This is a genomic window from Streptomyces sp. 11-1-2 (assembly GCF_003595545.1).
GTDB lineage: Bacteria > Actinomycetota > Actinomycetes > Streptomycetales > Streptomycetaceae > Streptomyces > Streptomyces hygroscopicus_B.
The window spans coordinates 8,169,912-8,196,854 of sequence record NZ_CP022545.1; the positions used below are offsets into that span (position 1 = coordinate 8,169,912).

The 26,943-nt window shown below is 73.2% G+C and carries 22 protein-coding genes and 2 pseudogenes; 11 read left to right on the forward strand and 13 right to left on the reverse strand.

The genetic code is table 11. The features are described from left to right. Positions 1 to 107: 107 nt before the first annotated feature. Together CGL27_RS35105 and CGL27_RS35110 are read right to left on the reverse strand one after the other, a co-directional pair. Complete coding sequence (locus tag CGL27_RS35105; protein ID WP_119991819.1) at positions 108 to 1,142, reverse strand: TIGR04222 domain-containing membrane protein; 1,035 nt, start codon at positions 1,140 to 1,142, stop codon at positions 108 to 110. Then, complete coding sequence (locus tag CGL27_RS35110) at positions 1,139 to 2,488, reverse strand: DUF692 domain-containing protein (protein WP_205587794.1); 1,350 nt, start codon at positions 2,486 to 2,488, stop codon at positions 1,139 to 1,141. Before CGL27_RS35110 ends, CGL27_RS35105 begins: the two co-directional genes overlap by 4 nt. A gap of 427 nt (positions 2,489 to 2,915) precedes the next feature. Here CGL27_RS35110 and CGL27_RS35115 point away from each other — a divergent pair, with 427 nt between their 5' ends. After that, positions 2,916 to 4,895 (forward strand): transglycosylase domain-containing protein, encoded by a 1,980-nt coding sequence (locus CGL27_RS35115; protein WP_119991820.1) that lies wholly within the window; start codon positions 2,916 to 2,918, stop codon positions 4,893 to 4,895. Between the two features lie 53 nt (positions 4,896 to 4,948). Here the strand turns inward: CGL27_RS35115 and CGL27_RS35120 are convergent, their stop codons facing one another. Further along, on the reverse strand, positions 4,949 to 6,238 hold the full coding sequence (locus CGL27_RS35120) for a hypothetical protein (RefSeq protein WP_240451033.1): 1,290 nt from the start codon (positions 6,236 to 6,238) through the stop codon (positions 4,949 to 4,951). Positions 6,239 to 6,347: 109 nt separating this feature from the next. After that, positions 6,348 to 7,745 (reverse strand): hypothetical protein, encoded by a 1,398-nt coding sequence (locus tag CGL27_RS35125; protein ID WP_119991822.1) that lies wholly within the window; start codon positions 7,743 to 7,745, stop codon positions 6,348 to 6,350. Positions 7,746 to 7,898: 153 nt separating this feature from the next. On the opposite strand from CGL27_RS35125, the gene CGL27_RS35130 reads away from it, so the two are divergent. Together CGL27_RS35130 and CGL27_RS51105 are read left to right on the forward strand one after the other, a co-directional pair. Then, positions 7,899 to 9,191 carry a molybdopterin-dependent oxidoreductase gene (locus CGL27_RS35130; protein WP_119991823.1) on the forward strand — a complete coding sequence of 431 codons (1,293 nt, stop codon included), beginning with the start codon at positions 7,899 to 7,901 and terminating at the stop codon, positions 9,189 to 9,191. 68 nt (positions 9,192 to 9,259) lie between these two features. Further along, positions 9,260 to 9,826, forward strand: coding sequence for a hypothetical protein (locus CGL27_RS51105; RefSeq protein WP_240450739.1), 567 nt, complete (start codon positions 9,260 to 9,262; stop codon positions 9,824 to 9,826). On the opposite strand, the pseudogene CGL27_RS35140 reads toward CGL27_RS51105, so the two are convergent. From CGL27_RS35140 to CGL27_RS35155, 4 genes and pseudogenes are all read right to left on the reverse strand, one after another. Continuing rightward, positions 9,804 to 11,393 (reverse strand): annotated as a pseudogene (locus tag CGL27_RS35140) (glycosyltransferase 87 family protein); the annotation flags it as partial. The gene CGL27_RS51105 and the pseudogene CGL27_RS35140 sit on opposite strands and share 23 nt — an antisense overlap. A gap of 135 nt (positions 11,394 to 11,528) precedes the next feature. Continuing rightward, a complete protein-coding gene (locus CGL27_RS35145; protein ID WP_119991825.1) occupies positions 11,529 to 12,317 on the reverse strand; it encodes a methyltransferase domain-containing protein in 789 nt (262 codons plus the stop codon). Continuing rightward, positions 12,314 to 12,937, reverse strand: coding sequence for a DUF2064 domain-containing protein (locus CGL27_RS35150; RefSeq protein WP_119994704.1), 624 nt, complete (start codon positions 12,935 to 12,937; stop codon positions 12,314 to 12,316). Before CGL27_RS35150 ends, CGL27_RS35145 begins: the two co-directional genes overlap by 4 nt. Positions 12,938 to 13,089: 152 nt before the next feature. Continuing rightward, the gene (locus tag CGL27_RS35155) at positions 13,090 to 13,812 is read right to left on the reverse strand and encodes a glycosyltransferase family 2 protein (protein ID WP_119991826.1); all 723 of its coding nucleotides are present in this window, start codon (positions 13,810 to 13,812) and stop codon (positions 13,090 to 13,092) included. Positions 13,813 to 13,928: 116 nt separating this feature from the next. Here CGL27_RS35155 and CGL27_RS35160 point away from each other — a divergent pair, with 116 nt between their 5' ends. After that, a complete protein-coding gene (locus tag CGL27_RS35160; protein ID WP_119991827.1) occupies positions 13,929 to 14,738 on the forward strand; it encodes a response regulator transcription factor in 810 nt (269 codons plus the stop codon). After that, positions 14,731 to 15,843, forward strand: coding sequence for a HAMP domain-containing sensor histidine kinase (locus CGL27_RS35165; RefSeq protein WP_119991828.1), 1,113 nt, complete (start codon positions 14,731 to 14,733; stop codon positions 15,841 to 15,843). The genes CGL27_RS35160 and CGL27_RS35165 overlap by 8 nt, the downstream gene beginning before the upstream one ends. Positions 15,844 to 16,033: 190 nt before the next feature. On the opposite strand, the gene CGL27_RS35170 is transcribed toward CGL27_RS35165, so the two are convergent. Beyond that, the gene (locus CGL27_RS35170) at positions 16,034 to 17,086 is read right to left on the reverse strand and encodes an NAD-dependent epimerase/dehydratase family protein (RefSeq protein WP_119991829.1); all 1,053 of its coding nucleotides are present in this window, start codon (positions 17,084 to 17,086) and stop codon (positions 16,034 to 16,036) included. Positions 17,087 to 17,345: 259 nt separating this feature from the next. Here CGL27_RS35170 and CGL27_RS35175 point away from each other — a divergent pair, with 259 nt between their 5' ends. Then, positions 17,346 to 18,257, forward strand: coding sequence for a class I SAM-dependent methyltransferase (locus tag CGL27_RS35175; protein WP_078644435.1), 912 nt, complete (start codon positions 17,346 to 17,348; stop codon positions 18,255 to 18,257). A 124-nt stretch (positions 18,258 to 18,381) separates the two neighbouring features. Here the strand turns inward: CGL27_RS35175 and CGL27_RS35180 are convergent, their stop codons facing one another. Both CGL27_RS35180 and CGL27_RS35185 read right to left on the reverse strand, forming a co-directional pair. After that, complete coding sequence (locus CGL27_RS35180; protein WP_119991830.1) at positions 18,382 to 18,906, reverse strand: MepB family protein; 525 nt, start codon at positions 18,904 to 18,906, stop codon at positions 18,382 to 18,384. Positions 18,907 to 19,181: 275 nt separating this feature from the next. Further along, on the reverse strand, positions 19,182 to 20,018 hold the full coding sequence (locus tag CGL27_RS35185; RefSeq protein ID WP_203348549.1) for a peptidyl-tRNA hydrolase: 837 nt from the start codon (positions 20,016 to 20,018) through the stop codon (positions 19,182 to 19,184). Positions 20,019 to 20,213: 195 nt separating this feature from the next. On the opposite strand from CGL27_RS35185, the pseudogene CGL27_RS35190 reads away from it, so the two are divergent. From CGL27_RS35190 to CGL27_RS35200, 3 genes and pseudogenes are all read left to right on the forward strand, one after another. Further along, positions 20,214 to 20,777, forward strand: a pseudogene (locus tag CGL27_RS35190) (ATP-binding cassette domain-containing protein); the annotation flags it as partial. Between the two features lie 749 nt (positions 20,778 to 21,526). After that, a complete protein-coding gene (locus CGL27_RS35195; protein ID WP_119991831.1) occupies positions 21,527 to 22,195 on the forward strand; it encodes an ABC transporter in 669 nt (222 codons plus the stop codon). A 10-nt stretch (positions 22,196 to 22,205) separates the two neighbouring features. Further along, positions 22,206 to 22,448, forward strand: a complete 243-nt coding sequence (locus tag CGL27_RS35200) for a hypothetical protein (RefSeq protein ID WP_162952803.1) — start codon at positions 22,206 to 22,208, stop codon at positions 22,446 to 22,448. 330 nt (positions 22,449 to 22,778) lie between these two features. On the opposite strand, the gene CGL27_RS35205 is transcribed toward CGL27_RS35200, so the two are convergent. Both CGL27_RS35205 and zapE read right to left on the reverse strand, forming a co-directional pair. Next, entirely contained in the window at positions 22,779 to 24,182 is a 1,404-nt protein-coding gene (locus tag CGL27_RS35205) for a PhoX family protein (protein WP_119991833.1), read from the reverse strand. Positions 24,183 to 24,260: 78 nt separating this feature from the next. Beyond that, a complete protein-coding gene (gene zapE, locus CGL27_RS35210) occupies positions 24,261 to 25,385 on the reverse strand; it encodes a cell division protein ZapE (protein ID WP_119991834.1) in 1,125 nt (374 codons plus the stop codon). Between the two features lie 67 nt (positions 25,386 to 25,452). On the opposite strand from zapE, the gene CGL27_RS35215 reads away from it, so the two are divergent. Together CGL27_RS35215 and CGL27_RS35220 are read left to right on the forward strand one after the other, a co-directional pair. Further along, positions 25,453 to 26,337 carry a pyrimidine reductase family protein gene (locus tag CGL27_RS35215; protein ID WP_119991835.1) on the forward strand — a complete coding sequence of 295 codons (885 nt, stop codon included), beginning with the start codon at positions 25,453 to 25,455 and terminating at the stop codon, positions 26,335 to 26,337. Positions 26,338 to 26,412: 75 nt separating this feature from the next. Continuing rightward, the gene (locus CGL27_RS35220; RefSeq protein ID WP_119991836.1) at positions 26,413 to 26,889 is read left to right on the forward strand and encodes an indole-3-glycerol phosphate synthase; all 477 of its coding nucleotides are present in this window, start codon (positions 26,413 to 26,415) and stop codon (positions 26,887 to 26,889) included. Positions 26,890 to 26,943 lie beyond the last annotated feature (54 nt).

The window sequence follows — 26,943 nt, forward strand, 5'->3', positions numbered from 1 at the left end:
CCCGTTCCCGGCGCCCGCCGATCGTGGTGCGAGGCGGGCCCTGCCGGACCTCCTGGCCCTCCCGGGCCCGGACCTCCTGGCGGCAATCCGGCCCGTGGTGTGGCGGCTCAGCCGCCCCCGCAGCCGCCGCCCCCACCACCACCGCAGCCGCCCCCACCACCACCACCGCAGCCGCCGCCCCCGCCGCAGGACGAGCCGCCCCCGCCTCCGCCGCAGGACGAGCCGCCCCCGCCTCCGCCGCAGGACGAGCCGCCGCACGAGGAGCCTCCGCAGCCGGAGCCGCCCCCGCCGCACCACGATCCGCCGCCGGAGTCCGAGGCACCCGAAGACCCGGAGTCGGTCGACGACCCCGATCCGCCCGGCACCTTCTGCGCGTCCAGCAGTTGCTTCCGCAGCAGCGGATCGTCCGTCAGGGCGGCCGCCCCGGTCAGCGCGACGACGACCGTGACGGGGACCGTCGCCGGATGGCCGACGGACAGGGCGTGCCGCCGTTCGCCGACCCCCGACTCCCTCCGGTACGCCGCCAGCGCCCGCTTCCCGGCGGCGGTCAGCCGGCGCTTGGCCGCACCGGCGCAGATTCCGCCGATGAGGAGGCCGGTGAAGAGCGCGGGGGCGATCGCGAAGATCAGCGGAAGTCCGCCGTCGGCGATGGAGCCGACGCTCATCATGATGCCCAGGAACATGCCCACCGCGCAGAGCGTGTTCTGCGCCCGTGCCGCGCCCCGCCAGAGCCGGAGGGCGTCCGGCCGCACCATCAGCCCACGCTCCGCCAGCCGGTCGCCGATCGCCTGCACCGCCGCACTGCGCATCAACTCCCGGCGCAGCCACTTCAGGGCGCCGTGCGGGGAGCGGGCGCACAGCCGCAGCAGGTCCTCCTCGACCGGGCCGCGCGCGATCGGCTGCCGCACCGAGACCACTCCGGGGCCGCCGATCGCCAGCCGCCCGTCCGCGTACATCGTGCTGATCACGGTGTCCGCCATCCGGCCCGGCCCGCCCGCCAGGAAGGCGGCCTCCAGCAGGTCGTACGCCCGGGCGTCCACCGGCCCCACGGCCGCCCCGCGCCGGGCCCGGACCGTGCCGGTGATGAGTACCACCGACGACAGCGCGACGGCCACGTACACCAGGATCACCGCCGCGCTCATGCCGCTCGCCGCCCGCTCAGCGCGAGCCGGACCCGGCGGGCCAGCCGCGCCGCCGGATGGGACGCCAGGGGCGCGGGCCCGGACCGCTCCTGCCACCACAGCGTCAGACGGCGCCGAGCCGCCGGGTCGTCGGGCCGCCTGTCCGCCAGCAGATGTTCGGCGAACGCCAGCGCGTCGCGGCGGTAGCCGCCGGTCATCGGGCGGCCGTCGGCGTACCGCGCGAACGCCGGGCGGTAGCCGGTGCCCAGGATCTCCGGCAGCTCCGGGGCCACCTTGGCGACCACGGACGCCCGCTTGGCCGTCAGCGCCGCGCTCTGCACCCGCAGCCGCCGCCGATCGAAGCCCTCGGGCGGCGGCGTGCCCCCGACCAGCGCGGACAGCAGCGAGGTCTGGGCGAGCGCCAGCCGTTCACGGACGGCGTCCGGCACGGGAGCCTCGGGCGCGGCGGAGGGCCTTACGGAGGCCGAGACGGAGGCCGAGGCCGTCACCGCGGCGGCAGCCTCTTCCGCCATCCCCACCACCGCCCCCGCCGCCGTCACCCCACGGATCGCGTCCAGCTCGTCCGCCAGTTCCCCCGCCGTCGGGAAGTCCTCGTCGCGCTCCAGCAGTACGCCGGGCGGTGCCGTACGGGCGCACAGTTCGGCGAGGACGTCGAGCACCGGCTGGGTCACCGGATGGGCGTGGCTGTCGTGCCACACCCCGTCCTTCTCGACCCCGCCAGCCACATGGACGTAGGCGATCGCCGACGTGGGCAGCTCGTCCAGCGCCTTGGCCGGGTCCTCGCCCCGGTTGACGTGGTTGGTGTGCAGATTGGCCACGTCGATGAGCAGCCGCACCCCCGTGCGCTCGACGAGCTCGGCCAGGAACTGGCCCTCGGTCATCTCCTCGCCGGGCCAGGAGATCAGCGCCGCGATGTTCTCCACCGCGAGCGGCACCGGCAGCGCGTCCTGCGCGATGCGTACGTTCTCGCACAGCACGTCCAGCGCGTCACGGGTCCGTGGCACCGGCAGCAGATGCCCGGCCTCGATGGCCGCTGACGCGGTCAGCGGCCCCCCGGCCCTGACGAACGCGATGTGTTCGGTGACCAGCGGTGAGCCCAGCGCCTCGGCGCGCTCGGCCAGCGCCCGGAGGCGGCCGGGGTCGGGCCGCTCGGCTCCCCCGAGGCCGAGTGACACCCCGTGCGGGACCACCGTGGTCCCGCGCTCGCGCAGCCGCCGGAGCGCGTCCGGCACATGGTCGGGGCAGATGTTCTCCGCCACCACCTCGACCCAGTCGATGCCGGGCAGTCGCGCGATGTCGTCGGCGATCTCCGGTCGCCAGCCGATTCCGGTACCGAGGCGCATCATGGCTCCCCCTCCTCGTTCCGTACCGCGTCCCCCGCGGTGTTGTTCTCGCGTGCCGGGGTGATGACCCCGTATAAGGAGGACGAATCCCCCGGCCCCCTGGTTCAGAGCTTCATTTGAGCTTCGCGGCATCATGCCGGAGGGGCGTACGCGGGGGTGTCGGGCAGCGGTGGGTCCGGGCGGTGCGAAAGGTCACCGGGTGGGTGGTGTCGCTGAATATGGTCACTGTTACAAAAAATTCGGGCCCTGTGGCGACAGACGTTCAGAGGGGAAAATAGGATCGGTCTGGTCCGGGGGGATGGAAGATCACACCTTTGTGCCGCGCCCGCGCGCGGAGCGAGCGTGGGGGAAACACGTGCTGGGCAGCAGTGACAACGCCATGGGGAAGCACCGCAAGCACCGCCGAAAGCCGTCCTCGGGGAGCCGGGGGATGCGGCTGCGTCGCTGGGCGGCCGCGCGGGTCCGGCTGGACTACCCCCGGGCGGGGCGGCGTGGTGTGGGGCGATGGCTGCCGACGTGGCGTCAGATCACCCTGTTCTTCCTGTTCTGCCTCGGCTCGCTGACCGGTCTGCTGAGCTATCTGTATCTGCAGACCGACATACCCAAGAACCTGAACGACTTCGCCACCCAGCAGGACAACGTCTACTACTGGGCCGACGGCACCGAGATGGCCCGCACCGGTCCGGTCAACCGGCAGGAGGTGCCGCTGGGCAAGGTGCCGCAGGATGTCCAGTGGGCGGTGCTCGCCGCCGAGAACGCCAGTTTCTACTCCGACAGCGGAGTGTCCCCGAGCGGGCTGATGCGCGCCGTGACGCGGATGGTGACGGGCGGTGAGACCCAGGGCGGATCCACCATCACCCAGCAGTATGTGAAGAATGCCTATCTGAATCAGCGCCAGACATTTTCCCGCAAGCTCACCGAGATGTTCATGGCCATCAAGCTGGACGACCGGATGAGCAAGCGGGAGATCCTTCAGCGCTATCTGAACACCAGCTGGTTCGGGCGCGGCAGTTACGGCATTCAGCGGGCGGCGTACGCGTACTACGGCAAGGACGTCTCGGAACTCAACGCGAGCGAGGGCGCGTTGCTCGCCTCGCTGCTCAAGGGTGCCGGGACAATCGATCCGACGCTCAGCGCCAAGAACCACAAGCGGGCCGTCGACCGCTGGAAGTGGGTGCTGGACCGGATGGTCGACATCGGAAAGCTCTCCCGGTCCGAGCGGGCCCGCTATACGTCGTTCCCCGAGCCCAAGGCGCCGCCCAAGCCGGCCGGGCTCACCGGTCAGGTCGGCTATCTGGTCGAGACGGCCAAGGCGTATGTGAGCTCCCATACCGAGATATCCGCCGCCGATTTCGACCTGGGCGGCTATCAGATTCACACCACCTTCGAGAAGCCGAAGGTCCAGGCGCTCGCCAAGGCGGTGAAGAAGACCCGGGACACGCTCGATCCCGAGCAGCGCCCCGAGGACCGCCATGTGCGGATCGGCGCAGCCTCGGTGGCTCCCGGGGGCGCGATACGCGCGCTGTACGGCGGCCCCGGCTATCTGGAGCAGGGATTCAACGACGCGAACGCCTCCAACGTCCCGGCCGGCACCTCCTTCACCCCCTTCGTCTACGCCGCCGCGCTGCGCGACGGCGTTCTGCTGAAGCGCAACGGGGAGCGGACGCCCGTGACGCCCTCGACGCTCTACAACGGCGACAACAAGATCGCGGTGCATACGCCCGAGGGGCCGTACTGGGACCGCAGCGGCAAGATCGTGCGGGCCGGCAACGACGGTGACGCCTCCTATGGGCAGGTCTCCCTGCGCCAGGCGATCGTGCGGTCCATCAACACCCCGATGATCCAGCTTGGCATGGACGTCGGCCTGGACCGGGTCCGGCAGGCGTCCATCGACGCGGGGCTGCTGCCCAGCAGCTTCGGGGCGCGGGTGCCCGCGTTCTCGCTCGGCACCGCGACGCCCAGCTCGATCCGTATGGCCAGCGCCTACGGGACGTTCGCCGCCGAGGGCACCCACTACGCGCCGTACTCGGTGAGCGGGCTCACCCACGGCGGGCAGCGCCTCGAACTGCGCAAGGACAGCGCCAAGCGGGCCTTCAGCACGACGGTCGCGGCGCAGGTGGACGAGGCGCTGCGGGGCGCCGTCCAGAGCCCGGACGGCGCGGCGCACGGAGCCGCCGCGGCCGGTGGTGAGGTGGCCGGTAAGGCGGGCACGGCGCAGGACGGCAACTCCGCCTGGTTCGTCGGCTACACCAAGAAGCTGTCGACGGCGGTCTCGCTGTCCCGGGTGGACCCCAAGTCGCAGGAGCTGATGCCGCTCAAGGGGATGGGCGGGGAAGCCACCGACACCTCGGGCGACGCCTACCCCCTGGACATCTGGAAGAGCTATATGACGGACCGGGCGGCGGAGTAAGCCCCGGCGGAACAAGCCCTGGCGGAAGGCCGGCAACAGGACCGCTTCCGCCGCTACTTGGTCTTGGTGTACGTGGACCAGTCCGGCGATTCCGCCGGGTCCAGCATCCGCAGCTTCGCCAGGACCTTCGGGTCCTGGGCGTCCAGCCAGTCGGCGAGCTGCTTGAACGACACGCACCGCACCCCGTCGCGGCGGCAGACGCTCCGCATCACGTCCTCGATGGCCTGCATATAGATGCCACCGTTCCAGGTCTCGAAGTGATTGCCGATGAACAGCGGCGCCCGGCTGCCGTTGTAGGCCCGCTCGAAGCCGTTCAGATACCCCTCGCGGGTCAGCCGCTCCCACTCCGCGTACTTCGCCGGATCGCCCTCGGTGCTGTCACCGGACTGGTTGAAGAGGAAGTTGAAGTCCATCGAGAGGACCTGCTTCTCGCTCTCCGGGTACGGCACCAGCTGCAGCGGGAAGTTCCAGATTCCGTCGATCTTGGACGGCCAGAGCTGGAAGTCGCCGGGGGAGCTGGCGTCATAGCGCCAGCCGAGGGATTTGATGGCCGGAATCAGCGTCTTCTGGCCCTCCAGGCACGGCGCGCGCCCGCCGGCCAGCTCCACGTCGTAGTCGAACGGCAGCGGCTTGATGTCGGTGAAGCCGGTGTTGGTCTTCCAGTGCTTCACAAAGGAGACGGCCTGCTCCGTTTCGCTCTTCCACTCCTGGGTGGACCAGTCCTCCCCGCCCTTGGCGCCGCAGAAGTGGCCGTTGAAGTGGGAGCCGATCTCGTTGCCGTCCTGCCAGGCCCCGCTGAGCTGCTCCAGGGTCTCCCTGATGTGCTCGTCGGTGGGGAAGGATATGGCGGCCGAGCCCGGCTTGTGCTGGGGCGGCCGATAGAGGTCGCTCTTCGCCTTGGGCAGCAGATACATGCCGCTCAGGAAGAACGTCATCGTGGCGTCGCTCTCCTTGGCCACCTGGCGGAAGCGGGAGAAGAGATGGTCGTCGTTCTCCAGCGCGCCGTCCCAGGAGAAGACCACGAACTGCGGCGGCTTCTCACCGGGTTTGAGCTTCTCGGGCTTGAGCTGATGGGGCTGCGGTCCGGTGTAGGACGTGGAGCCGTCCCCGAGCACCTTGACCTTGCCGTCCCAATGGGCGTACTTGTCCTTCTTCTTGGGCTCCCTGGGGACCCGGTCCGACTTGGGAGACGCCGCGGCGGCGGGGAGGTCCCCGTCCTGTGTGCCGCCCGCGTCCCCCGGCGAGGTCAGGGCTATCAGCAGCGCCACCACGACGGCCACGGCCGTGAGCGCGCCTATGGGCGCGGCCACGCCATAGGCGTTCTTCGCGTTTAAAGCCTTCAACGCTTTCACGATCTTCAGCGCCTTCACGGGTCCCGCCCCCTGGCAACAGTACAGATGTACGTCCCCCTCAGTATCACAGAAGTATCACGTGCCCTTCACATCGGTCTCCTCACCAACCGGTCAAAAGCAGGTGATTGACGAGCAGTCCGAGACACGCCTGGGCCACAAGCCAGCGGCGACGATCAACAGCGGGCAGGAGCGCGGCGGTGGGCAGCAGCCAGACCAGGAAGGGAAGCCAGATCCGCTCCGTCTCGGCCTTGCTCATCCCGGACAGATCGGCCACGACGAGCGCGAACAGCACGGCGAAGGTCAGCACCACGAGCCCGTCCGGGGCGCCCGGACCGCCCGGGCGCAACCGCCTTACGGTGTCGGGCACCGCCGACAGCATGCGCCGCGCGCCCGCGACACAAGCCGGACCGGCGACCACGGTCGCGACCGCGAGGTTGGCCCAGACCCAGTACGCGTACGGGCGGTCCGAGGCCACGCCCTGGTAGTAGCGCTCGACCAGCAGCGAGTACCCCTCCCACCACTGGAAGCCGGTCAACGTGAACGCACCGGCCACCACCGCCGCCCCGATCAGCGCGAAGGGCAGCGGCCGGGCGGTGCGGGCGAGCAGGAGCACGGCGGCGGCGGGCAGCGCCAGCAGCGTCAGCCCGTAGGAGAGATAGGCCGTCAGCCCCAGCAGCAGCCCGGAGCCGAACGCGACGGCCCCGGGCGCCCGGACCGTACGCGTCGCCGCGAGCGCCAGCAGCGCGAGCCCCCAGGCCGCGACGGCCGCGAAATAGCCGTCGGCCGAGGCGCCCACCCAGACCGCCCCGGGCGCCAGGACCAGGAACGGGGCGGCAGCGCGCGCGGCTCGCTCCTGCCCCAGGGCGCGCAGCGTGACCAGGATCGCGACCGCCGCCGAGCCGCCCACCGTGATGCAGAAGGCCCCCGCCCACCCGCCGCCGCCCAGGCCCAGCCGGTCCAGGCCCACGAAGGTGAGCACGGCGCCCGGCGGATGGCCCGCGATATGGGCGGGCCAGTGGTCGGGCTGGGTGAGCAGGATGTGGCCGGTGAAGCCGCGCAGGGCCGCGCCGATGTCGTGGAACCGGTCGACACCGCGCAGATATTCGTGGCGCGCGGTCAGCCGCTCCGCCACCCCCCGCTGCCATCCGTCGACCAGCGCCAGTGACCAGATCCAGGCCATGGACGCCGCCCAGACGGTCCCCAGCAGCCCGCGCCACGGCAGCCGCACCGCGAGCCGGGGGCCGTGGACGACGACCGCTGCGGCGACGGCCAGGGCGGCGGGCGTGCCGGGGCCCACATGGGGCAGCCAGTCGGCGTACAGCGGCGCCCAGTCGACGTACAGCGAGTGATGGGCCCGCTGGATCAGGGTGCCGACGACGGCGGCGACGGCGAAGAGCACGGCGGCGGCAGCGGCGGCGAGCACGTCCCGGCGGCGGCCGGTCCGCTTCTCGTTCCCGATGGCCCGGGTGTCGATGCCGCTGTGGAGAGGGAGTTTCACGACGTCACGCTACGTCGTGAAGCCCGCGTCCGGGCCGCCGCGCCGCGCGCCGTCACCGGACCGTCAGATCCTTGCGGCCGGGGCGGCTGACGTCACCGTTTTGTCATGGGTTCAAGGCTCCGGAACGCGGCGCGCCCGCCCTACGGTCATGCCATGAGCCACCCTCCCCGTACTCACCGTGACCGTCGCGCCCTGTGGCGAAGCCCGCTGCGCGGCCCCTGGCTGACGTCTGTCCTCGGCCTGATCCTGCTCTTCGGCCTGCCCGTGCTGTTCGTGACCGGACTGCTGTCGTACGCCGCCTACAACCCCGATCTGTCCCCGGTCAACGATCAGACCCCGGACAAGGGGCTGCTCGGCTTCTATCTCTTCACCTGGCCGACCAACCCCTCCTGGCTCTACCGCGTCAACCAGGGCGTGCACGTCACCCTCGGGATCGTGCTCGTCCCCGTGCTGCTGGCCAAGCTGTGGTCGGTCATCCCCAAGCTGTTCACCTGGCCGCCGGTGCGGTCGGTGGGGCACGGGCTGGAGCGGCTCTCGCTGCTGGCGCTGGTCGGCGGCGGGCTGTTCGAGTTCGCGACCGGGGTGCTCAACGTCCAGCTCGACTACATCTTCCCGGGGTCCTTCTACCCGCTGCACTTCTACGGGGCGTGGATCTTCATGGCCGCCCTCGTGGTCCATGTGGCGCTGCGGTTCCCGGCCATGGTGCGGGCGCTGCGCAGTCGCGATCTGCGGGCCGAGCTGCGCACCCGCGCCCCGGACACCAAGCCGGAGCCGCCGGACGAGACCGGCCTGGTCAGCCCGCAACCGGCCGCGCCCACCATGTCACGGCGGGGCGCGCTCGCCATGGTCGGCACCGGCTCGTTCGCGCTGCTGGTGGTGACGGCCGGTCAGAGCATCGGCGGCCCGCTGCGCGAGACCGCCGTGCTCGCGCCGCACGGCCGCAACCCGGGGTCGGGGCCCAACGGCTTCCAGATCAACAAGACCGCCATGGCCGTCGGCCTCCGCGCCCGCGACATCGGGCCCGACTGGCGGCTGGTGGTACGGGGCGCGACGGGCCGCGAGACCGTCCTCACCCGGGAGCAACTGCTGCGGCTGCCGCGACACGGCGCGGCGCTGCCCATCGCCTGTGTGGAGGGGTGGTCCACGTCCGACCAGCGGTGGGACGGGGTGCGGCTGGCCGACCTCGCCGCGCTGGTGGGCCATGCCGACCGGCCGCCGAGGGTCCTGGTGGAGTCGGTGCAGCGGCACGGCTCCTTCCGCCGCGTCGTGCTGAGCGACGTCCAGGTCCGCGACTCCCGCTCGCTGCTGGCCCTGAGGGTCAACGGCGCGGATCTGTCGCCCGACCACGGCTATCCGGCGCGGGTGATCGTGCCCGGGGCCCCGGGTGTGCACAACACCAAGTGGGTCGGCCGACTGACCTTCGGGAACTTTGAGGAGACCGCGTGAAGGGGCTTGGGGGAGGCCGCAGGAGAGGGTTTCGGGGAGACCGTATGAAGGGGCTCCGAGGAGACCGTATGAAGGCCGCACTGCGCCGCTTCGGGCCGCGGGCCGCCCTGCACCGCCTCGGACTGCGGCGGCTGGAGAAGGAGTCGCCGCTGCAGCTCGTGCTGCTGATGTGCTCCTTCGCGCTGACCGCCTACGCCGGGGTCAGGCTGCTGAGCGGCGACTGGTTCGGGATCGTGCTGTGGATCGTCGGCGGCGCGCTGCTGCACGACCTGGTGCTGCTCCCGCTGTACGCGATCGCCGACCGGGCCGTGGGCGCCGTACTCCCGGCCACGGCCCGGTGGATCAACCATGTGCGGGTGCCCGTCTTCCTCTCCGGGCTGCTTCTGCTGGTGTGGTTCCCGCTGATCCTCGGCCGGCAGGAGCGCCGCTACGAGAACGCGACCGGGCTGAGCGCCGATGTCTTCTGGCCGCGCTGGCTGCTGATCACCGCGGGACTCTTCGGCGCCTCGGCCGTATGGCTGGCGATCCGGGTGGCGATCCGGGTGTGGCGCCGCCGCCCGGGGCCTCGGCGTGGGGCCCCGGCGGCGGGGGAGCGGAAGCCGCCCGCAGGGCCCGCACGGCCCAGCCGGCCATGACCGCCGCACCGGCGACCGCGTACCCGAGCGTTCCGACCCACGCGCCGTCGTCGACCGCACGGGCCGTCACATACTGGGCAACTCCCGCGAGCGACAGGCCGAGCCACTCCCAGCGCCCGTCGAGGGCCACCAGCGCCACCACCAGCAGCGCGTACCAGGGATAGCCCGGCGTCATCAGCAGGAACGCGGTCCCGGTCACCACCAGCGCGCCGCGCCAGGGCCGCCCGGGATCGCCGCGCAGCAGCACTCGGGCGACGACCACGAGGAGGACGGCGGCGACCACCGGCAGGGCCCAGCTCTCCGGGGCGGGGTGGAGCAGACGCAGCAGCGCGTAGCGGTTCTTGTCGTCCGCGGCGGCGGAGCCCGTCTCGTACCCCTCCTCGGCCACATAGCCGGTGAGATAGCCGAGCACGGAGGAGCGCGAGAGCAGGACGTACGGGAGGTAGCCGAGCGCGACCACGGCCGCGGCGGGCAGCACGATCGCCGCGGCAGGGCGCACCGCCGCTGCCGCCGCGCGGCGGATCCGGGCGGTCGGAGGGGCGGGGCTCCCGGCGTTTTCAGGGGCCTTGGGGGTCTTGGGGCTCATGGCGAGGACGCCGGAGAGCGCACCCGGCAGGGCCATGGCGGGCAGCAGCTTGGCCGCGATCGCCGCGCCGAGCAGCACGCCGCCCAGAGCGCGGCGGCGGGGGACGGCGACCAGGCCCGCGACGGTCAACAGCACGCCCAGCGCGTCGACATGGGCGTTGTTCACCGCCTCCACCGGCACGGCCGGGCACCAGGCCCACAGCGCCGCGCGGGCGGTCGCGAGGCGGGGATCGGGGCGGCGGCGTGCCGCGGCGAGCAGCACGGCGGTGGTGGCGACGGACAGCAGTGCGCCGCCGGTCTGCAGGGGGAGGAGGGTGGAACCTGACGGCGCCGAGCGGTGTACAAGCAGGAAATAGCCCTCTGCGACGGGAGGATAGATCGTATGGACCGCGGGGCGATTGAGGCGGGTGCACTGCGGCTCGGCGGGGCCGGAGGTGCCGCGCGTGTGGTCGGGGGTGCCGTGGGGGTGGTCGGGCGCTGGATTGGCGCCCGGGTGGGCGCCGGGTGCGGTGCGGACGGGGGCGCGGTCGGGGCCATGGCAGGCGGGGCCCTTCGGGAAGAGCCAGCGGTCGCGGAGCGAAGCGAGCGCGGGGTCCTCGGGCGCGTGGTCATAGGGGGATATGCCCGCGGCCTGCACACGTCCGTCCCAGGCGTAGCGGTACGCGTCGGTGCTGGTGCGCGGCGGCGCGAGCAGGCCCGTGGCGGCGACCACGGCGCTCCCCACGAGCACGAAGACGGCGGCGTGGCGGGCGCCCAGGCGGCGGACCGTCCATGCCGCCGCGGCGAACAGCACCCAGGCGAGGGCGTACCAGCGGGAGAGCGTGCCGGGCGCGGTGTGGAAGTCGTCCCTGCGGAAGGTCAGGGCGAGGACGGCGACCAGCGAGCCGAGCAGCGTGGCCAGCGCGAGCGGGGTGATCCACGGGTGGGTGGGCCGCGCCCGCGCGGCCCGGGTGGGACGTTCTGTCGGGCGCGGCTCGTCCATGCTGCCAGGCGGTGGTGCGAGGCGGTCGCGGGCCGGTGGGCGAGGGCCCGGGCCGGAGTGCTGATCAGGCACCCGGCCGGTCCATCGGGCGAGTCGGCCGGGCCGCAGCAGGCCGCGCAGCGATGCGGGCACGGCTCAGCGCTCCGTGGCGGACCGGGGCAGGGGCGGTGTGCGGCGCAGCGACACAAAGCTCCGGTCCCGCGCGGTCCACTGCTCGACCGGGTTCCAGCCCACCGCGCGCGCGTGGTGCAGCAGCGCCGGGACGCCGACCCGGGCCCAGGGGAAGGCCGTTCCCACGTCGCCCCGGCCGTCGTCCACGCGCACCCGCACCCGCTCGTCCACATCGGCCGTCGCGGCCTCCACGAGCAGCAGCCCGTCGGGGGCTATGAGTTGAGCGACGCGCGCGAGGAGTGCCTGCGGATCGCCACCGATGCCGATGTTGCCGTCGATCAGCAGCGCCGTGCCCCAGCGTCCCTCGCCGGGCAGCGGTTCGAAGACCGAGCGGCACAGCGCGGGCCCACCCGCACGGACCGTTCGGGCGACCGCGGCCTGGCTGACGTCGATGCCCAGGCAGGGGCGCCCGCGCAGGGCCAGCGCGGCCACCAGCCGACCGGGTCCGCAGCCGATGTCGAGGGCCGGGCCCTGGCAGCGCCGGAGCACGGTCCGGTCGGCCGCGTCGGCGTCCGCACACCAGCGTTCGACGTCCAAGGGCAGCATCCAGCCGTCGGCTCGGCGCAGGAACAGCGGACCTCGGCCCGCGTGCAGCGCCCGGACATAGGGGTCGGCGTGCCAGGCGGCCGCCGCACGGCGAGCGGGAGTCCGCTCGCGTACCGGCCCGTCTCGTACCGATCCGTCGTGTGCGGATCGGTCTCTCACCAATCCGTCGCGTACGGATCCGTCTCGCACCGTCTCCGCCGCGCTCATCGGGCGGTGGTCCGGGACAGCCGGGCGAGGGTCCGGGCGAACTGGCCGCCCGGGACATCGGCCGCCACGCGTGCGGCGTCCTCCGCCGTATCCACGTCGCGCAGCATCGGCAGGTCGCGCACCCGCAGCCCCGCGTCCGTCAGCCGGCGCCGCTGTGCGGCACCGGTGGTGGCGGTGGACATCGGCACGCCCCGCAGCAGCCCGGGGTCCGGTTGCGCGAGGCCCAGGGCCCAGAAGCCACCGTCGGCGGCCGGGCCGAACCAGGCGTCGCAGTCGTGCCAGCCGTTCGGGCCCAGCGCGGGGGCGAGCAGAGCGGGGGTGACCTGCGGGGTGTCCATGCCGATCAGCAGGGCGGCGCCCCGGCAGGCGGCGAAGGCCGCGGCCAGCCGTTCGTCCAGACCGCCGTCGCACTGCGGCACCACGTCGAATCCCGGCGGCAGCCACGGCCCGGGGTGCCCGTCGAGCACCAGCACCCTGCGGCGGGCGGGCATGGCGAGCGCGGCGTGCAGCGTGTCGGCGAGGCACGCCTCGGCGAGCGAGGCGGCCTCGGCGGGGGTGTACGGGGGAGTGAGTCTGGTCTTCACCCGCCCGGGCACCGGTTCCTTGGCGATGATGAGCAGCGTCGTCCCGTCCTCGTTGGTGGACTGGGAGCCGGTGTCCGCACGGATATCCGCACCGGGGACCGGCCCGTCGGCGGTATCGGGTCCGGAGCCGGGGCGGTCGGGAGTCGAGAGGGCCTCTCCCGCGTTCGCACCCTCGCGTGGCGCGGCGCTCACCGTGCGGCCCTCGTGGAGGCGGCCAGGCCGTGGGCCACCGGCGGTTGGCGCAGCACGGCGCGCATATCGCGCACCGCGTGCCAGGTGCCCCGCCAGGTGCCGGTGACCTTCGACTTCCCGGTGCGCGGCCGGTACGGCACCTCCCGCTCCTCGACCCGCCATCCCGCGTCCGCGGCCCGCACGACCATCTGCAGCGGGTAGCCGCTTCGGCGGTCGGTGAGGCCGAGGGCGAGCAGCGGTTCGCGCCGCGCGGCCCGCAGTGGGCCGAGGTCGCCCAGCGTGAGGCCGGTGCGCCGCCGCAGCATGCGGGTCAGCGCGATATTGCCGAGCCGGGCGTGCATCGGCCAGGCCCCCCGCTCCTGGGGACGTCGCCGGCCAAGCACGAGGTCGGCGCCGCCTTCCGCGACGGTCCGCACGAAGGCGGTCAGCAGGCCGGGGTCGAGCGAGGCGTCACAGTCGCAGAAGCAGACGATGTCGGCCTCGGCGGCGAGGAGCCCGGCGTGGCAGGCGGCGCCGAAGCCACGGCGCGGTTCGTGCACGACGGTGGCGCCGTGGGCGCGGGCGATCGCGGCCGAGCCGTCCGTGGAGCCGTTGTCGACGACGATGGCGCGCCAGCCGGCCGGGATGCGGGCCAGCACCCAGGGCAGGGCGGCGGCTTCGTCCAGACAGGGCAGGACGACGTCCGCACAGGGGGTGGTCGAGTTTGTCACCCGCACCACACTACGAAGGAGAAAGCGACATTTCGGGCTTCAGGTTCTTACGAAACACGGACGTCGCCCGGTTCGCGGGCTCCCTGCCGCCCCTTGGCGCCGGACCTGGTGTCACGCTGTGGGGCATGCAGCAGACCCCGTCTCCCACCCGCGTGCTCATCGTGGACGACGATCCGACCGTGGCCGAGGTCGTCGCCGGGTACCTCGGCCGGGCCGGATTCGCCGTGGACCAGGCCGCCGACGGCCCCGGGGCGCTCGCCCGCGCCGCCACCCGCTGGCCGGACCTGGTCGTCCTCGATCTGATGCTGCCCGGTATGGACGGGCTGGCGGTGTGCCGCGCGCTCCGGGACAAGGGCCCGGTGCCGGTCATCATGCTCACCGCGCGCGGCGACGAGGAGGACCGGATCCTCGGTCTGGAGATCGGCGCGGACGACTACGTCACCAAGCCGTTCAGCCCACGGGAGCTGGTGCTGCGCGTCGAGTCGGTGCTGCGCCGCGGCCGGACCGGTGCACAGGTCCCCGGCTCGTCCGCCCCCGCCCCGGACGGTGTGGCACACCGTGCCGGGATCAGCCTCGATCCCCTGGCCCGGCGCGCCACCCGGGACGGCCGGGAACTCGCCCTGACGGTTCGCGAGTTCGACCTGCTGTCCTTTCTGCTGCGCCACCCGGGGGTGGCCTTCACCCGCGAGGAGCTGATGCGCGAGGTGTGGGGCTGGGACTTCGGGGATCTGTCCACCGTCACCGTCCATGTGCGGCGGCTGCGCGGAAAGGTCGAGGACGATCCCGCCGCGCCCCGGCTCATCCAGACCGTCTGGGGCATCGGCTACCGCTTCGACGCCCCGCCCGAGGCCGACGGCGAGGGGTCACCGGACGACGGCCGACGGGACGAGGGGCGACGGGACGGCGACGGGCGGGGGGCGGGTTCCGATGCGTGATGTGGTCCTCATGGCGGCGTTCGCCTTCCTCGGCGCGGCGGCGGCCGGTCTGCTGGGTGCGCTGGCGCTGCGGCTGGTGCGCGGGCGTTCGGTCGCGGTGTCCCTCGCCGTCGTCGCCGCCGTCGCGGTCACGGCGATGCTCACCGGGACGCTGGCCGTCGCCTGGGCGATGTTCCTGTCCCCGCACGACCTGACGGTGGTCACGACCGTCTGCGCCATGGCCGCCGTGGTGTCCCTGGCCACCGCGCTGCTGCTGGGCCGCTGGGTGGTGGCGCGCAGCAACGCGCTGGCCCTCGCCGCCCGCTCCTTCGGGGACGGCGGGAGCTTCGCCGCCCCCGACGGCCAGGCCACCGCCGAACTCGCCGCGCTCGGCCGTGAACTGGCCGCCACCAGCGCCAAGCTGGCCGCCTCCCGCGAGCGTGAGCGCGCCCTGGAGTCCTCCCGCCGGGAGCTGGTCGCCTGGATATCCCACGATCTGCGCACCCCGCTGGCGGGGCTGCGCGCGATGTCCGAGGCGCTGGAGGACGGGGTGGCCCCGGACCCGGACCGCTACCTCCGCCGGATCCGCACCGAGGTGGAGCGGCTGAACACGATGGTCGGCGACCTCTTCGAGCTCTCCCGCATCCACGCCGGGGCGCTCTCCCTCAGCCCCACCCGGATATCCGTCTACGACCTGATCGGCGACGCCCTCGCCGGGGTCGATCCGCTCGCCCGAGAGCTGGGCGTCCAGCTGATCGGCGACCGTGTGGACCCCGTCCCGGTGGAGGTCGACGGCAAGGAGATGACCCGTGTGCTCGGAAACCTGCTCGTCAACGCCGTCCGCCGCACCCCGGCGGACGGCACGGTCGCGGTGACCGCGGAGCGGGAGGCGGACACGGTCGTGCTGTCGGTCACCGACGGCTGCGGCGGGATCCCGGAGGAGGACCTTCCGCGCGTCTTCGACACCGGCTGGCGCGGCAGCAACGCCCGCACACCCCCGGCGGGCGCCGGTCTGGGCCTCGCCATCGTCCGCGGCATCGTCGAGGCGCACGACGGCCAGGCGGCGGTCCGCAACGTCGACGGCGGCTGCCGCTTCGAGGTCCGCCTTCCCGCCGCCGTCACTTAAGCGACTCGGTCCCTTAGGCGACTCGGCCCCTGGGGCCGCTCAGACCGCCGTCACGTGAGCGGCTCAGCCCCTCGGCCACTTGGTCCGCCGTCACGTGAGCGGCTCCTCCCCTCAGGCCGCCGTCACCTCAGCCCCGGCCCCCGCACGCCCAGGCCAACCCGCCCCGCCGCGGCCTCAGACCCCGTCAGCCTCACACCCCCGCGCGCTGTGGGGCGCGGGCGAACGCGGTCATGCCCTCCGTGAAGGAGATCGCCGCGCGCCAGCCCAGTGCCTCGCGGATCCGCCGCGACGACGCGGTGATATGCCGTACGTCGCCCAGCCGGTACCCGCCCGTCACCACGGGCGCCGGGCCGCCGAACGCCGTGGCCAGGGCCGCGGCCATCTCGCCCACCGTATGGGGGTCGTCGCTGCCGGTGTTGTACGCGGTCAGCGTGGACGGCGCCACCACTTCCGGCGCCGCCTCCAGGGCGGCGACATTGGCCGCGGCCACGTCCCGGACATGGACGAAGTCCCGGCGCTGGCCGCCGTCCTCGAAGACCGTGGGCGCCTCGCCGCGCGCCAGGGCGGAGCGGAAGAAGGAGGCGACCCCCGCGTAGGGGGTGTCGCGCGGCATCCCCGGCCCGTACACATTGTGGTAGCGCAGCGACACCGCACGGCCGCCCACCGACCGGGCCCAGGCCGCCGCCAGATGCTCCTGGGCCAGCTTCGTCGTCGCGTACACATTGCGTGGATCGACCGGTGCGTCCTCCTCCACCTTGCCGGGCCGCAGCGATGTGCCGCACTCGGGGCAGCGGGGGTCGAAGCGGCCCGCCGCGAGATCCGCCTCGGCGCGCGGACCGGGACGGACCCGGCCGTGGCGGGGGCAGTCGTAGCGGCCCTCCCCGTAGACGACCATCGACCCGGCCAGCACCAGTTCGCGCACCCCGCGCTCCGCCATCGCCGCCAGCAGCACCGCGGTGCCCAGGTCGTTGCAGCCCACATAGGCCGGGGCGTCCGCGAAGTCCTTGCCGAGACCGACCATCGCCGCCTGGTGGCATACGGCGTCCACGCCGCGCAGCGCCGCGACCACCGCCTCCCGGTCCCGCACATCGGCATGGATCCACTCCCCGTCCACCACAGGCGGCGTCGGATGAGCGGCCGGGAGCAGGGCATCGAGGACGACCGGCTCATGGCCGTGCTCGGTGAGGGCGGTGACGATATGCGAGCCGATGAAGCCCGCACCTCCGGTGACCAGTACACGCATGGGGACGACGCTAGGCCCGAGCGGGCGCCGGGGCCCGCCCCCGCGCCGTTCCGTCACCGCTCCGTAAGACCTTCCGGAGGAGGCGTGGTCACAAAATGGTCACAGGAGAGACGGTCCCGCGTTGCCTTTCACTGCGACCGTGGCGGCCACTCGCGTCCCCCAGGACCCCGTCCCCGAGGATCCTTTCCCCCAGGGGCTCCCGGACACGATTACCGGACACGTCTCTCCGGACCGCCGCCATCGACGAACAGAGAGCCACATGACGGTCACCACCGCCCCCGCGGCCCAGCGTCCCCGCAGCCTGAATGACGTCAAGGGCTGGTTCCCCAGCCTTGACCAAGTACTGTTCGACCGCTTTCTGACCCGCCAGGAGCGCCTCGGGCAGCACGGGGACCTGATGGAGATGGGCGCCTACATGGGCAAGAGCGCCATCTTCACCGCCGCGTATCTGCGGGCGAACGAGCGGTTCACGGTCTGTGACCTCTTCGACGCGGACGCGCCGGACGAGAAGAACGCGGCGGAGGCACGCAAGTCGTACTCCACGTTGACCCGCACCGCATTCGAGCAGAACTACCTGGCCTTCTGGGACGAGCTGCCGTTCGTCATCCAGGGGCCGACCTCCGTCGTGCCCGACCACGTCGGCGCGGACACCTGCCGCTTCATCCACGTGGACGCCTCGCACCTGTACGAGCATGTGGCGGGCGACATCGGCACCGCGCACAGCACGCTGGTGCCCGGCGGTCTCGTCGTCCTCGACGACTTCCGCTCCGAGCACACCCCCGGGGTGGCCGCCGCGACCTGGGAGGCGGTGTTCACCCGGGGCCTGCGGCCGATCTGCCTGACGACGCAGAAGCTCTACGGCACCTGGGGCGATCCGGAGCCGATCCAGGACGAGCTGCTCGCGGACGAGGAGTGGCGCAAGGGGATGCACACCAGCGTGCAGGAGATCGCGGGCCGCAGGGTGCTGCGGTTCTCGGGGAAGCCCGCGAACCCGATCCCGCCCACGTCCCGCTACGCCGATGAGCCGCGCGACCCCGCCCCCGAGCAGCGCTCCGCGCCCACCGCACCGGCGTCCGCCGCCGCGGCGCGCCGCCCCACCGCGGTCCGGCGGCTCGCCGCCGACGTGCTCCCGCCGGTCGTCACCCGAGCGATCCGCCGCCGCAAGCGATAGCCGCTGGGAGCGGAAGGAGCCCCGGCGCGGCGGACGGCCTTACGGCCGCCGCGGCGCCGGGTGGTTCCGGCTGCCTGGCCGAGACCGAGGCGTGGACCTACGCGTGGTGGACCTATGCGTGGATCTACGCGTAGTAGAGGGCGCGGGCGCGCGCCAGGTCGACAAGCCCGTCCTCGCCGAGGCGCAGGAAGTGGTTCACCTGCCACGCCTGAGTGCTGCGGGCCTGGCGATTGGTCGTGGTCACCCACGGCGGGTAGACGCGGAACCCTCGCTTCCCGGCGGAGCCGTTCCGGGACATGATCCCGCGCTCGCACAGCACCTCGCTCGGGAACACGAACTGTCCGAAGTGGCCGCTGTCGCGGCTGCTGATGACGATGAGGTCGATCCCGTCGTCGGCGTCGAAGGGCCGGATCGGCCCCTCCGCAGACCGCTGCCAGACGGTGACGAACTGGCCAACCTTCGTCGGGGTGGTCTTGGCCACCCGGAACCTGACCGAGAGCCCGTCGAGCGTGAACCCGTGAGCCGCGTACTCGGCGCTCTCCGGCTCGGACACCGGCTGTGAGCAGGCAAAACCGACCGGGTCGTACACCCATGTCCGCGCCGCCGAGAGATCACGGTGGAGCTCTGCCCACGGCTGATTCGTCACCATTCCCTCATCCTGCCATCACGCCCACCGCACGCTGCTGGTGCCCGTGGTGGCTCAAACGCATGCACCACGTCCGGCGTGCCGGGATCCGCCAACGCGGTTCGGGGAGGGGAAGACGACGCACGACAGGCGCCGCCGGTGGCCGTCGTACGGCACGTGGGACGGTGCATTGGGCGGACGGCACGTGAGACGGGATTCCGCGGGCCACCGGAAATACGGCCCCCGGCGCCGCGGGAGTTGCCCCCGCGCGCAAGGAACCCCGGCTCCGCGCGACGGCCTTACGGCCGCCGCAGTGCCGGGTGGTCCGCCACCACCGTGCAGGACCCCGGTGCGATCTCCGTGAACCCCGCGTCGCGCACCACCGGCAGCCCGCTCGTGGTGAGCTCGTCCCACCGCTCGGCCGACGCCGTACGCACCGCCAGCGGGAACCCGGCCTCGCGCCAGGCCGCCCGCACCGCGTCGTCCAGCTCCCACCAGGCCAACTGCGCGCCGTGCCCGGCCTGGGCCATCGCCTTGCCCGCTGACATCTCCACATGGGGGCTCAGCCACAGCACCGGACCGGTGAGATCGGGGGCGGGCGGCGGCTCGGGGTCGTCCAGGTCGGTGCCCGAGACCTGGAGCTTGGCCAGCTCCTTGGGCCAGCCGTCCAGCGGCACCGGCGGGAACACCCGCACCTCGGCGGCCGGCGGCGGCGCGTCCTCGGCAGCGGTCGCGGCGGGCGCCCGGCCCGTGACCGTGATGCCCGGCAGCTCGGCCGCGCGCCGCCACTCCGCGCCGCGCGCCCGCCGCACGACCTTGCGGATCCGGGCGTCCTGCCAGTCCCGTACGGCCTGGGCCCACTCGCCGTCCGCGGCCGTCGCCCGCTCGTCCGACAGCAGCACCAGCACCGCGCGCGCCGCCGTCTCCAGGGCGTCCGTGCGCGCCGGGGGCGCGGCCTTCTCGATCCGGACCACCAGGGGCAGGACGAACTGCGGCGCGGCGTCCCGGTCGGTCTCGGAGTGCCGGAAGGGGCTGCTGTCGGCACCGGATCCGGTGCCGTGGTGAGCGGTTGCCCGGGTGCTGGTCTCGGTGCCGGTCTCGCTGTGGACTTCGGCGCTGGCGTCGGTGCTGGTCACGCGCCCAGTGTGCCAGGACCGCCGCCAGGTCCTGTCCGATGGATCTCGTACTCGGACGATCCCGACAACGCGGCCGGGGGCACCTCCCAGCGGTAGCTGGGGGGCGCCGCGCCAGGCGTCGCGGGCCCGCGAAGATTCGCCGGAGGGGGTGCTGGGGCCGCCGGGCTGCCGGGCGCGCGCCTATGCTCAACCGACATGAGACTGCGAGGAGTCGGCCGCCGCTACGGCCTGGGCGGGCCCTGGGTGCTGAGCGGTGTCGATCTCGACGTACGGCCGGGTTCGCTGACCCGAGTCGAGGGGCGTAACGGCAGCGGCAAGTCCACGCTGCTGCGGCTGCTCGCCGGGATCGACGCCCCCAGCACGGGCCGGATCACCGGCCGCCCGGCCACCGCCTACGTGCCCGAGCGATTCCCCGCCGAGCTGCCGTTCTCCGCCCTGGGCTACCTCACCCACCTGGGCCGGATCCACGGGCTGTCCCGCGCCGCGGCGGTGCGCGGGGCGGGGGAGTGGCTGGAGCGGTTCGGGGCGGACGGCTACGCCGCCACCCCGCTCGCCGAGCTGTCCAAGGGCACCAGCCAGAAGATCGCCGTGGCACAGGCGCTGCTGGCCGCCCCCGGGCTGCTGGTCCTGGACGAGGCCTGGACGGGCCTCGACCAGGCCGCGCGCGGGGTGCTGGATGCGGCGGTCGCCGAGCGGGTGGCCGACGGCGGCGCGGTCGTCTTCGTCGACCATGACCCACGCCGCCTCGCCGGGGCCCCGGACCGGGTCCTGCGCGTCGCCGGGACCCGGCTGGTGCCGGTGGACGTGGACGTGGACGTGGACGCGCACGGCGCGCACGGGGAGGCCGGGCATCCCGGCGCGCCCGGGGAAGCCGGACATCCTCACCCGGCCGGAAGCGCCCCGGACCTGGCGGCGGCTCGATCCTCGGCGGCGCACGTCAATCCCCCCGCCGCCGCCGTCCGGCTCCTGGGCAGGGACCAGGCTTCGCGCGCGCCCCGCGCGAAGTCGGCGGAGGCGCCGGGCGGGGAGCCCGCGGTGCCGGGCACGGCTCGGCCACCGGTGGCGCATCACCTGCCCGCCGTCGGGCCACGGATGCGGGTGGAGGCCGAAGGAGCGCCGGGGGCCGGGCTGCCCGCCGCCTTGCCGGGCGCGGTGGTGCACGAGTACGGGCCCGCGGCGGCACCCGGGAGCGCGGCCGCCGGTCCGGCCGGCCGCGTCGTGTGGCTGACGGCCGAGGTCGGCGCCGCCGACTCCGACACCCTGCTCCGTACCCTCCTGGCCGCCGACCCGCCGTGGCACATCCGCGCGGTGACGACCATCGGTGACACCCAGGAGCCCGCTGAAGGGCCTCAGGAACCCGCCCAAGCGCCTCAGGAACCCGCCGAGGCGTCTCGCGAGCCCGCCGAGGCGCCTCACGAGCGCACCGAAGGGCCTCAGGAACCCAACAAGGCGCCCCAGGAGTCCACCGAAGCGCTTTACGGGCCCGCCGAGGAGCCGAAGGAGAAGGCATGACCGCGTTGCTGCGCTATCAGGCGGCCCTGCTGGCACGCTCGCACCGCTGGCTGCCGCCGTTGCTGCTCTACGGCGCGTTCCTGGGGATCGGGGTGCAGTCCGGGCAGCCGATCCTCGACTCGCTCGGCTACGCTGCCGCCGCGCTGCTGCCCATCGCCGCCTGGCTGGTGCGGGTGTGCGTCACCCAGGAGCCCGCCGCGGCGCGCGACTGCGCCTCGGCGGCGGTCGGACCGGCCCGGGTGCATCTCGCCGCTGTGCTGACCGCGCTGGGCGCGGCGCTGCTGCTCGGCACCCCCGGGACGCTGCTCGTCGCGGCGGTCAGCGATCCGCACAGTGCGGACCACCAGCACGAGGTTCCCGTGCCGGAGGCGACCGTCGCCGGGCTGCTCGCCGCGGTCGCGTGCGCTCTGCTCGGCACGGCCGTCGGCGCGCTGTGCAACCGGCCGCTGCTGCGCCGCCCCGGCTGGGCGATCCCGGTCACCATGCTCGCCGCGCTGCTGGTGTCGGTGGCCGGTGCATCGCCCGCGAACGCCGCCGTGTCGGGGCTGGTCGACGGCTCGCGCAGCGGCGCCGTGACGATGCCCCTGCTGCCCTTGGCCCTGACCGCCGCGGCCGCCGCCGGGGCGACCGCGCTGGTCTGCGCGCTCAGCTCCCGCCGGTCGTAGGATTCGGGCCATGGACGAGCGACGAGTCGTGGACGAGCGAGGAGTCATGGACGATCGCCGGGCCGTGAACGATCGACGAGTCGTGGACGACCGACTGGTCCATGACGACCGTAAGGGCTTTCCCGAGGGCCCGCCGTACGCGGACTGCGTGCTGTGCGGCGAGCCCACCGAGCACCCCGCCTCGCGCCCCGGAGCGACGCTGTGCCCCGTCTGCGAGTGGCAGGAGGCCCAGCGCACCGCGTGCTCCGGCTAGGAGGTGTCCGGCGGATCCTGCCGCCGGCGGCTGTCTGCTCCCCGCCCCGCCCTTTCCCCAACCGGGGCTCTGCCCCAGACCCCGGAGTCCAGGGGCGAAGCCCCTGGCAATGGGGACGGACGGGCGGGCGGGCTGCTCCCCTCCTCGTCCCTTCCCGCGGCATCGATTCGCGGCTCCGCCGCGTGGCAGGGCTCTGCCTCAGACCCGGAGTCCAGGGGCGGAGCCCCTGGTATCGGGAAGGGGTGGGGAGGGGAAAGACCCGCCGGACACCCCGTAGGCCCTGCCCGACGAAGCCGCCGGACAGGGCCCAACCAGCGCCGCGGAACGGCGCTAGTGGCGCCAGGGCCCGGTCACGGCGAACGTCGTGCCCGGGGTGTAGCAGTTCACGTACATCGTGCGGCGGTCCGGCGCGAAGGTGACGCCCGCGAACTCACCCCACTCGGGCTCCTCCGGTGTGCCGATGTTCTGTGCACCCCGGGCCATCGGATAGACCTCGCCGCGCCGGGTCAGCCCGAAGACGTGCTGGGCGCCGTTGCCGTCCTCGCAGACCATCAGGCCGCCGCTGGGCGCGAGTGTGATGTTGTCGGGGGACTCCCCGGGCAGTTGGACATCCGTCTCGGGGCCGAAGACGATCACCAGCGTGAGGCGCCGCCGATCGGGGTCGTAGCGCCAGATCTGGCCGAAGTGATCGGCCGCCGAGCCGTCCGCGCTCTTGGCGAAGCTGGAGACGAAGTAGACGGACGAGCCGCCCCAGTAGCACCCCTCCAGCTTCTGGGCGTGGGTGATGCCGCCGGGGCCGAAGTCCTGGAAGCGGATGGGGGTTTGGCGGGCGAGCGGGTCGGGGACGTCCACCCACTCGACGCGGTCGAAGGTGGTGCCGGGCTCCTGGACGGTGGACAGATCGGGCACCCCCGGCACCCGCAGCGCCTGCAGCTCCCCGCCCGCCCGTAGCGAGCCGATGCCGCCGAGCGGCTTCTTCGGCCGGAAGCGGTAGAAGAGCCCGAAGGGCTTCTCGAAGGCGTCCTCGGTCTCGTAGACGACGCCGCTGCGCGGATCGACCGCGATGGCCTCGTGCTGGAAGCGGCCCATGGCGGTGAGCGGTACGGCGCCGGTGCGGCGCGGATCGTAGGGGTCGACCTCGAAGATGAAGCCGTGGTCCTTGGTGTAGCCGTTGGTACCGGCCCGGTCCTCGGTCTCCTCGCAGGTCAGCCAGGTGTGCCAGGGCGTGGGGCCGCCCGCGCAGTTGACCGCGGTGCCCGCGATGGCCACCCGCTCGGACAGTACGCGGTTGCCGGAGTCGAGCTCCAGGGCGGTGCAGCCGCCCAGGCCCATCGGGTCGTAGGTGAGGCCGCTGACCGCGGGGACGCGGATCGCGGCGTCATTACGGTTCTCATGGTTGCGGACGAGATGCGTACGGCCGTGGTGGCCGCCGGTGCGGCCCGGGAAGGCGGCCATGCCGTCGCAGTGGCTGGGGACCTTGCCCTCGCCGGAGCGGAGTTCGTCGCCTTCACGAGAGAGCACCCGGTAGCGGAATCCCTCGGGCAGGTCGAGCAGTTCATCGGGGTCGGGGACCAGGGGGCCGTAGCCGCCCCGGCCGAGTGGCGGGGAATCGGGTTCGGCGGCCGCGGCCGTTCCGGCGAAGAGTTCGGAGACGCTGCCGGTGAAGGCGATCGAGGCGATGGAGGCCCCCAGCGCACCGGTGCGGCCGAGAAGCTGACGTCGTGTCGCTGACATGCGGTAACTCCCTGCTGGCGGACAGAGAATATGACCGCACGTGTGTATCACGGGTGCGGGTGCGCGGGAACCATCCGATCAACGGCCGTACGACGCGTCGGCCAGCCCCTTCGCGTCCCGGGCGAGGGCCGTGAGCCGGGATATCGCGCGGAAGTACTTCTTCCGGTAGCCGCCGTTCAGCATCTCCTCGCTGAAGAGCTGGTCGAACGGCACCCCGGAGGCCAGCACCGGCACCTCGCGGTCGTAGAGCCGGTCGGCCAGCACCACCAGCCGCAGCGCGGTCGACTGGTCGGGTATCGGGCCGACCCCGGTCAGGCAGACGGCCTGGACGCCGTCGCACATCGCGCCGTAGCGGCTCGGATGCACCCGGGACAGATGGTCCAGCAGGGCGGGGAAGTCGTCCAGGGAGGCGCCGGGTATGTGGCGCGCGGCCCGGGTGACCGTCTCGTCGGAGTGCGGGGCCGGGGCCGCGGGCAGACCGCGGTGGCGGTAGTCCTCGCCGTCGATGCGCAGCGCACGGAAGTGGGCGGACAGCCCCTGTATCTCGCGCAGGAAGTCGGCCGCGGCGAACCGGCCCTCGCCCAGCTTGCCGGGCAGCGTGTTGGACGTCGCGGCGAGCGCCACGCCCGCCTCGACCAGCTTGCCCAGCAGCGTGGAGACCAGGACGGTGTCGCCCGGGTCGTCCAGCTCGAACTCGTCGATGCACAGCAGCCGGTGGCCGCTCAGGGTCTTCACGGTCTGCTGGAAGCCGAGCGCGCCGACCAGGTTGGTCAGCTCCACGAAGGTGCCGAACGCCTTCAGCTCGGGGGCGGCCGGGGTGGCGTGCCACAGGGAGGCCAGCAGATGGGTCTTGCCGACGCCGTAGCCGCCGTCGAGGTACATCCCGCGCGGGCCGCCGCTTGCCGCGGGCCTGGTCTCCCGGCGGAACCAGCGCCTGCGGCGGCCGCCCTTCGCGTCCGCCCCGCCGTCGAGCTGTCCGGCGAAGCCTCGCAGTGCCTCGACCGCCTCGGCCTGGCTGGGCTGGCCGGGGTCGGTGATGTAGTTGTCGAAGCTCACGGTGGCGAAGCGGGGAGGCGGCACCATCTCGGCGACCAGGCGCTCCGCGGGAACCTGCGGCGCACGGGCGGTGAGAGCGGCGGGGGCAGCGGGGGCTTCGGCGGCTATGCGGCCTGCCGAGCCGGATGCGGTGGTTGGTGCAGACACGGATATCCAGGGTAGTCGCTCTTCACTCGAGCACTGTCCGAGAGGGAGGCATGTCACACTGCGGCCTATGCGACGCCTGTTCCCCGTGCCTGCCCGAACGTCTGCCGACAGCTCCGCCGAAACGACCGCCGGAGAGCGTGAAGCCGGAGAGCGTGAAGCCGGAGCGCGCGCAGCCGAAGACCGCGCGGCCGGAGAGCGCACAGCCGAAGACCGTGAATGGGGTCTCGACGAACTGGCCGACGCCTATGCGTATCCGGAGCCGCCGCACGGCCCCTCGGGCGCCTTCCTGCGGGCCAACATGGTGTCCTCGCTGGACGGGGCGGCGCATCACGACGGCCGGTCCAAGCCCCTGTCCTCCGACGCCGATATGCGGATCTTCGGGGTGCTGCGCGGCCTCGCCGACGCCGTGGTGGTGGGCGCGGAGACCGTGCGCCTCGAGGGCTACCGCCCGGCACGCGCCCGTAAGGCGTTCGCCGAGCGGCGGGCGGCGCTCGGGCAGGCGCCCGCGCCCGCGATCGCCGTCGTGAGTGCGAGCCTGGACCTGGACTTCTCGATGCCGCTGTTCACCGAGCCGCCGGCCCCGACGATCGTGATCACGGGCGCGGCGGCCGCGGCGGAGCGGATCGAGCGGGCCCGTGCCGCGGGGGCCGAGGTGGTCTTCGCCGGGGCGGGGCCGTCCGGACGGGTCGACGCGGCGGCGGTCGTGACCGCGCTCGCGGAGCTCGGCCACACGCGGCTGCTGACCGAGGGCGGCCCCACGCTGCTGGCGCAGTTCGCGGCGGCCGGGGTGCTGGACGAGCTGTGTCTGGCGGTGGCACCCCTGGTCACCGCGGGCGACGCGAAGCGGATCATGGACGGAGCAGAACTGGGGGAACCGGAACAGTTCACTCTCGATTCCGTCCTGGAGGAAGCCGGGTTTCTTTTCACCCGCTACCGTCGGATTTACCAATAACTTATAAAAACGTCCGTAAACCCGCGAAAAGGATCGCGAAGGAGAAGGGCATCCGCCGTGTTCACGAGCGTATTGATGATTGAGAAGCCCCTGACCCCCGCCGACGTGGAATTCGTCACCACCTTGCACGGCGATGACCCGGTCTCCTTCGTCGTCCTGATGCAGCCCCGGGGCAGCAAGGACCGGCTGCTGCGCGCGATCGACGACATTGCCCTCGGCGAGCTGGAGCAGGCCGCCCAGGAGGGGGAGGAGCCGGAGGGCAGGGAGGCGCTGGAGCCCGCCGAGCAGGCACTGACCCACTCGGTGGCCGCGCTCGAGGCGGCCGGGAGCCGGGCCCGGGGCCATGTCGTCCAGCGCCGTCCGCTGGAGGTGCTGCGCGGTGTCGTGGAGGAGACCCGGGCCGATGAGGTGATCGTGCTCACCGCCCCGCACTTCGTGGAGGAGTTCTTCCACCGGGACTGGGCCTCGCGGGCGCGCCACAAGGTGGGGGTCCCGGTGCTGAAGCTCTTCTCGCACGCGGTGGACGAGGACCAGACCACGGCCGGCGGCTGAGCCGCGGCACGGGTCCCCGCGGCCATCGGCGGGGCGGGCCGCCGGGGGTGCGAG

Coding starts and splice junctions, on each gene's coding strand:
- CGL27_RS35105 (WP_119991819.1), bottom strand. CDS start 1,142: ATGAGCGCGGCGGTGATCCTGGTGTACGTGGCCGTCGCGCTGTCGTCG.
- CGL27_RS35110 (WP_205587794.1), bottom strand. CDS start 2,488: ATGATGCGCCTCGGTACCGGAATCGGCTGGCGACCGGAGATCGCCGAC.
- CGL27_RS35115 (WP_119991820.1), top strand. CDS start 2,916: ATGCGGCTGCGTCGCTGGGCGGCCGCGCGGGTCCGGCTGGACTACCCC.
- CGL27_RS35130 (WP_119991823.1), top strand. CDS start 7,899: ATGAGCCACCCTCCCCGTACTCACCGTGACCGTCGCGCCCTGTGGCGA.
- CGL27_RS51105 (WP_240450739.1), top strand. CDS start 9,260: ATGAAGGCCGCACTGCGCCGCTTCGGGCCGCGGGCCGCCCTGCACCGC.
- CGL27_RS35145 (WP_119991825.1), bottom strand. CDS start 12,317: ATGAGCGCGGCGGAGACGGTGCGAGACGGATCCGTACGCGACGGATTG.
- CGL27_RS35160 (WP_119991827.1), top strand. CDS start 13,929: ATGCAGCAGACCCCGTCTCCCACCCGCGTGCTCATCGTGGACGACGAT.
- CGL27_RS35165 (WP_119991828.1), top strand. CDS start 14,731: ATGCGTGATGTGGTCCTCATGGCGGCGTTCGCCTTCCTCGGCGCGGCG.
- CGL27_RS35170 (WP_119991829.1), bottom strand. CDS start 17,086: ATGCGTGTACTGGTCACCGGAGGTGCGGGCTTCATCGGCTCGCATATC.
- CGL27_RS35175 (WP_078644435.1), top strand. CDS start 17,346: ATGACGGTCACCACCGCCCCCGCGGCCCAGCGTCCCCGCAGCCTGAAT.
- CGL27_RS35180 (WP_119991830.1), bottom strand. CDS start 18,906: ATGGTGACGAATCAGCCGTGGGCAGAGCTCCACCGTGATCTCTCGGCG.
- CGL27_RS35195 (WP_119991831.1), top strand. CDS start 21,527: ATGACCGCGTTGCTGCGCTATCAGGCGGCCCTGCTGGCACGCTCGCAC.
- CGL27_RS35200 (WP_162952803.1), top strand. CDS start 22,206: ATGGACGAGCGACGAGTCGTGGACGAGCGAGGAGTCATGGACGATCGC.
- CGL27_RS35205 (WP_119991833.1), bottom strand. CDS start 24,182: ATGTCAGCGACACGACGTCAGCTTCTCGGCCGCACCGGTGCGCTGGGG.
- CGL27_RS35215 (WP_119991835.1), top strand. CDS start 25,453: ATGCGACGCCTGTTCCCCGTGCCTGCCCGAACGTCTGCCGACAGCTCC.
- CGL27_RS35220 (WP_119991836.1), top strand. CDS start 26,413: ATGATTGAGAAGCCCCTGACCCCCGCCGACGTGGAATTCGTCACCACC.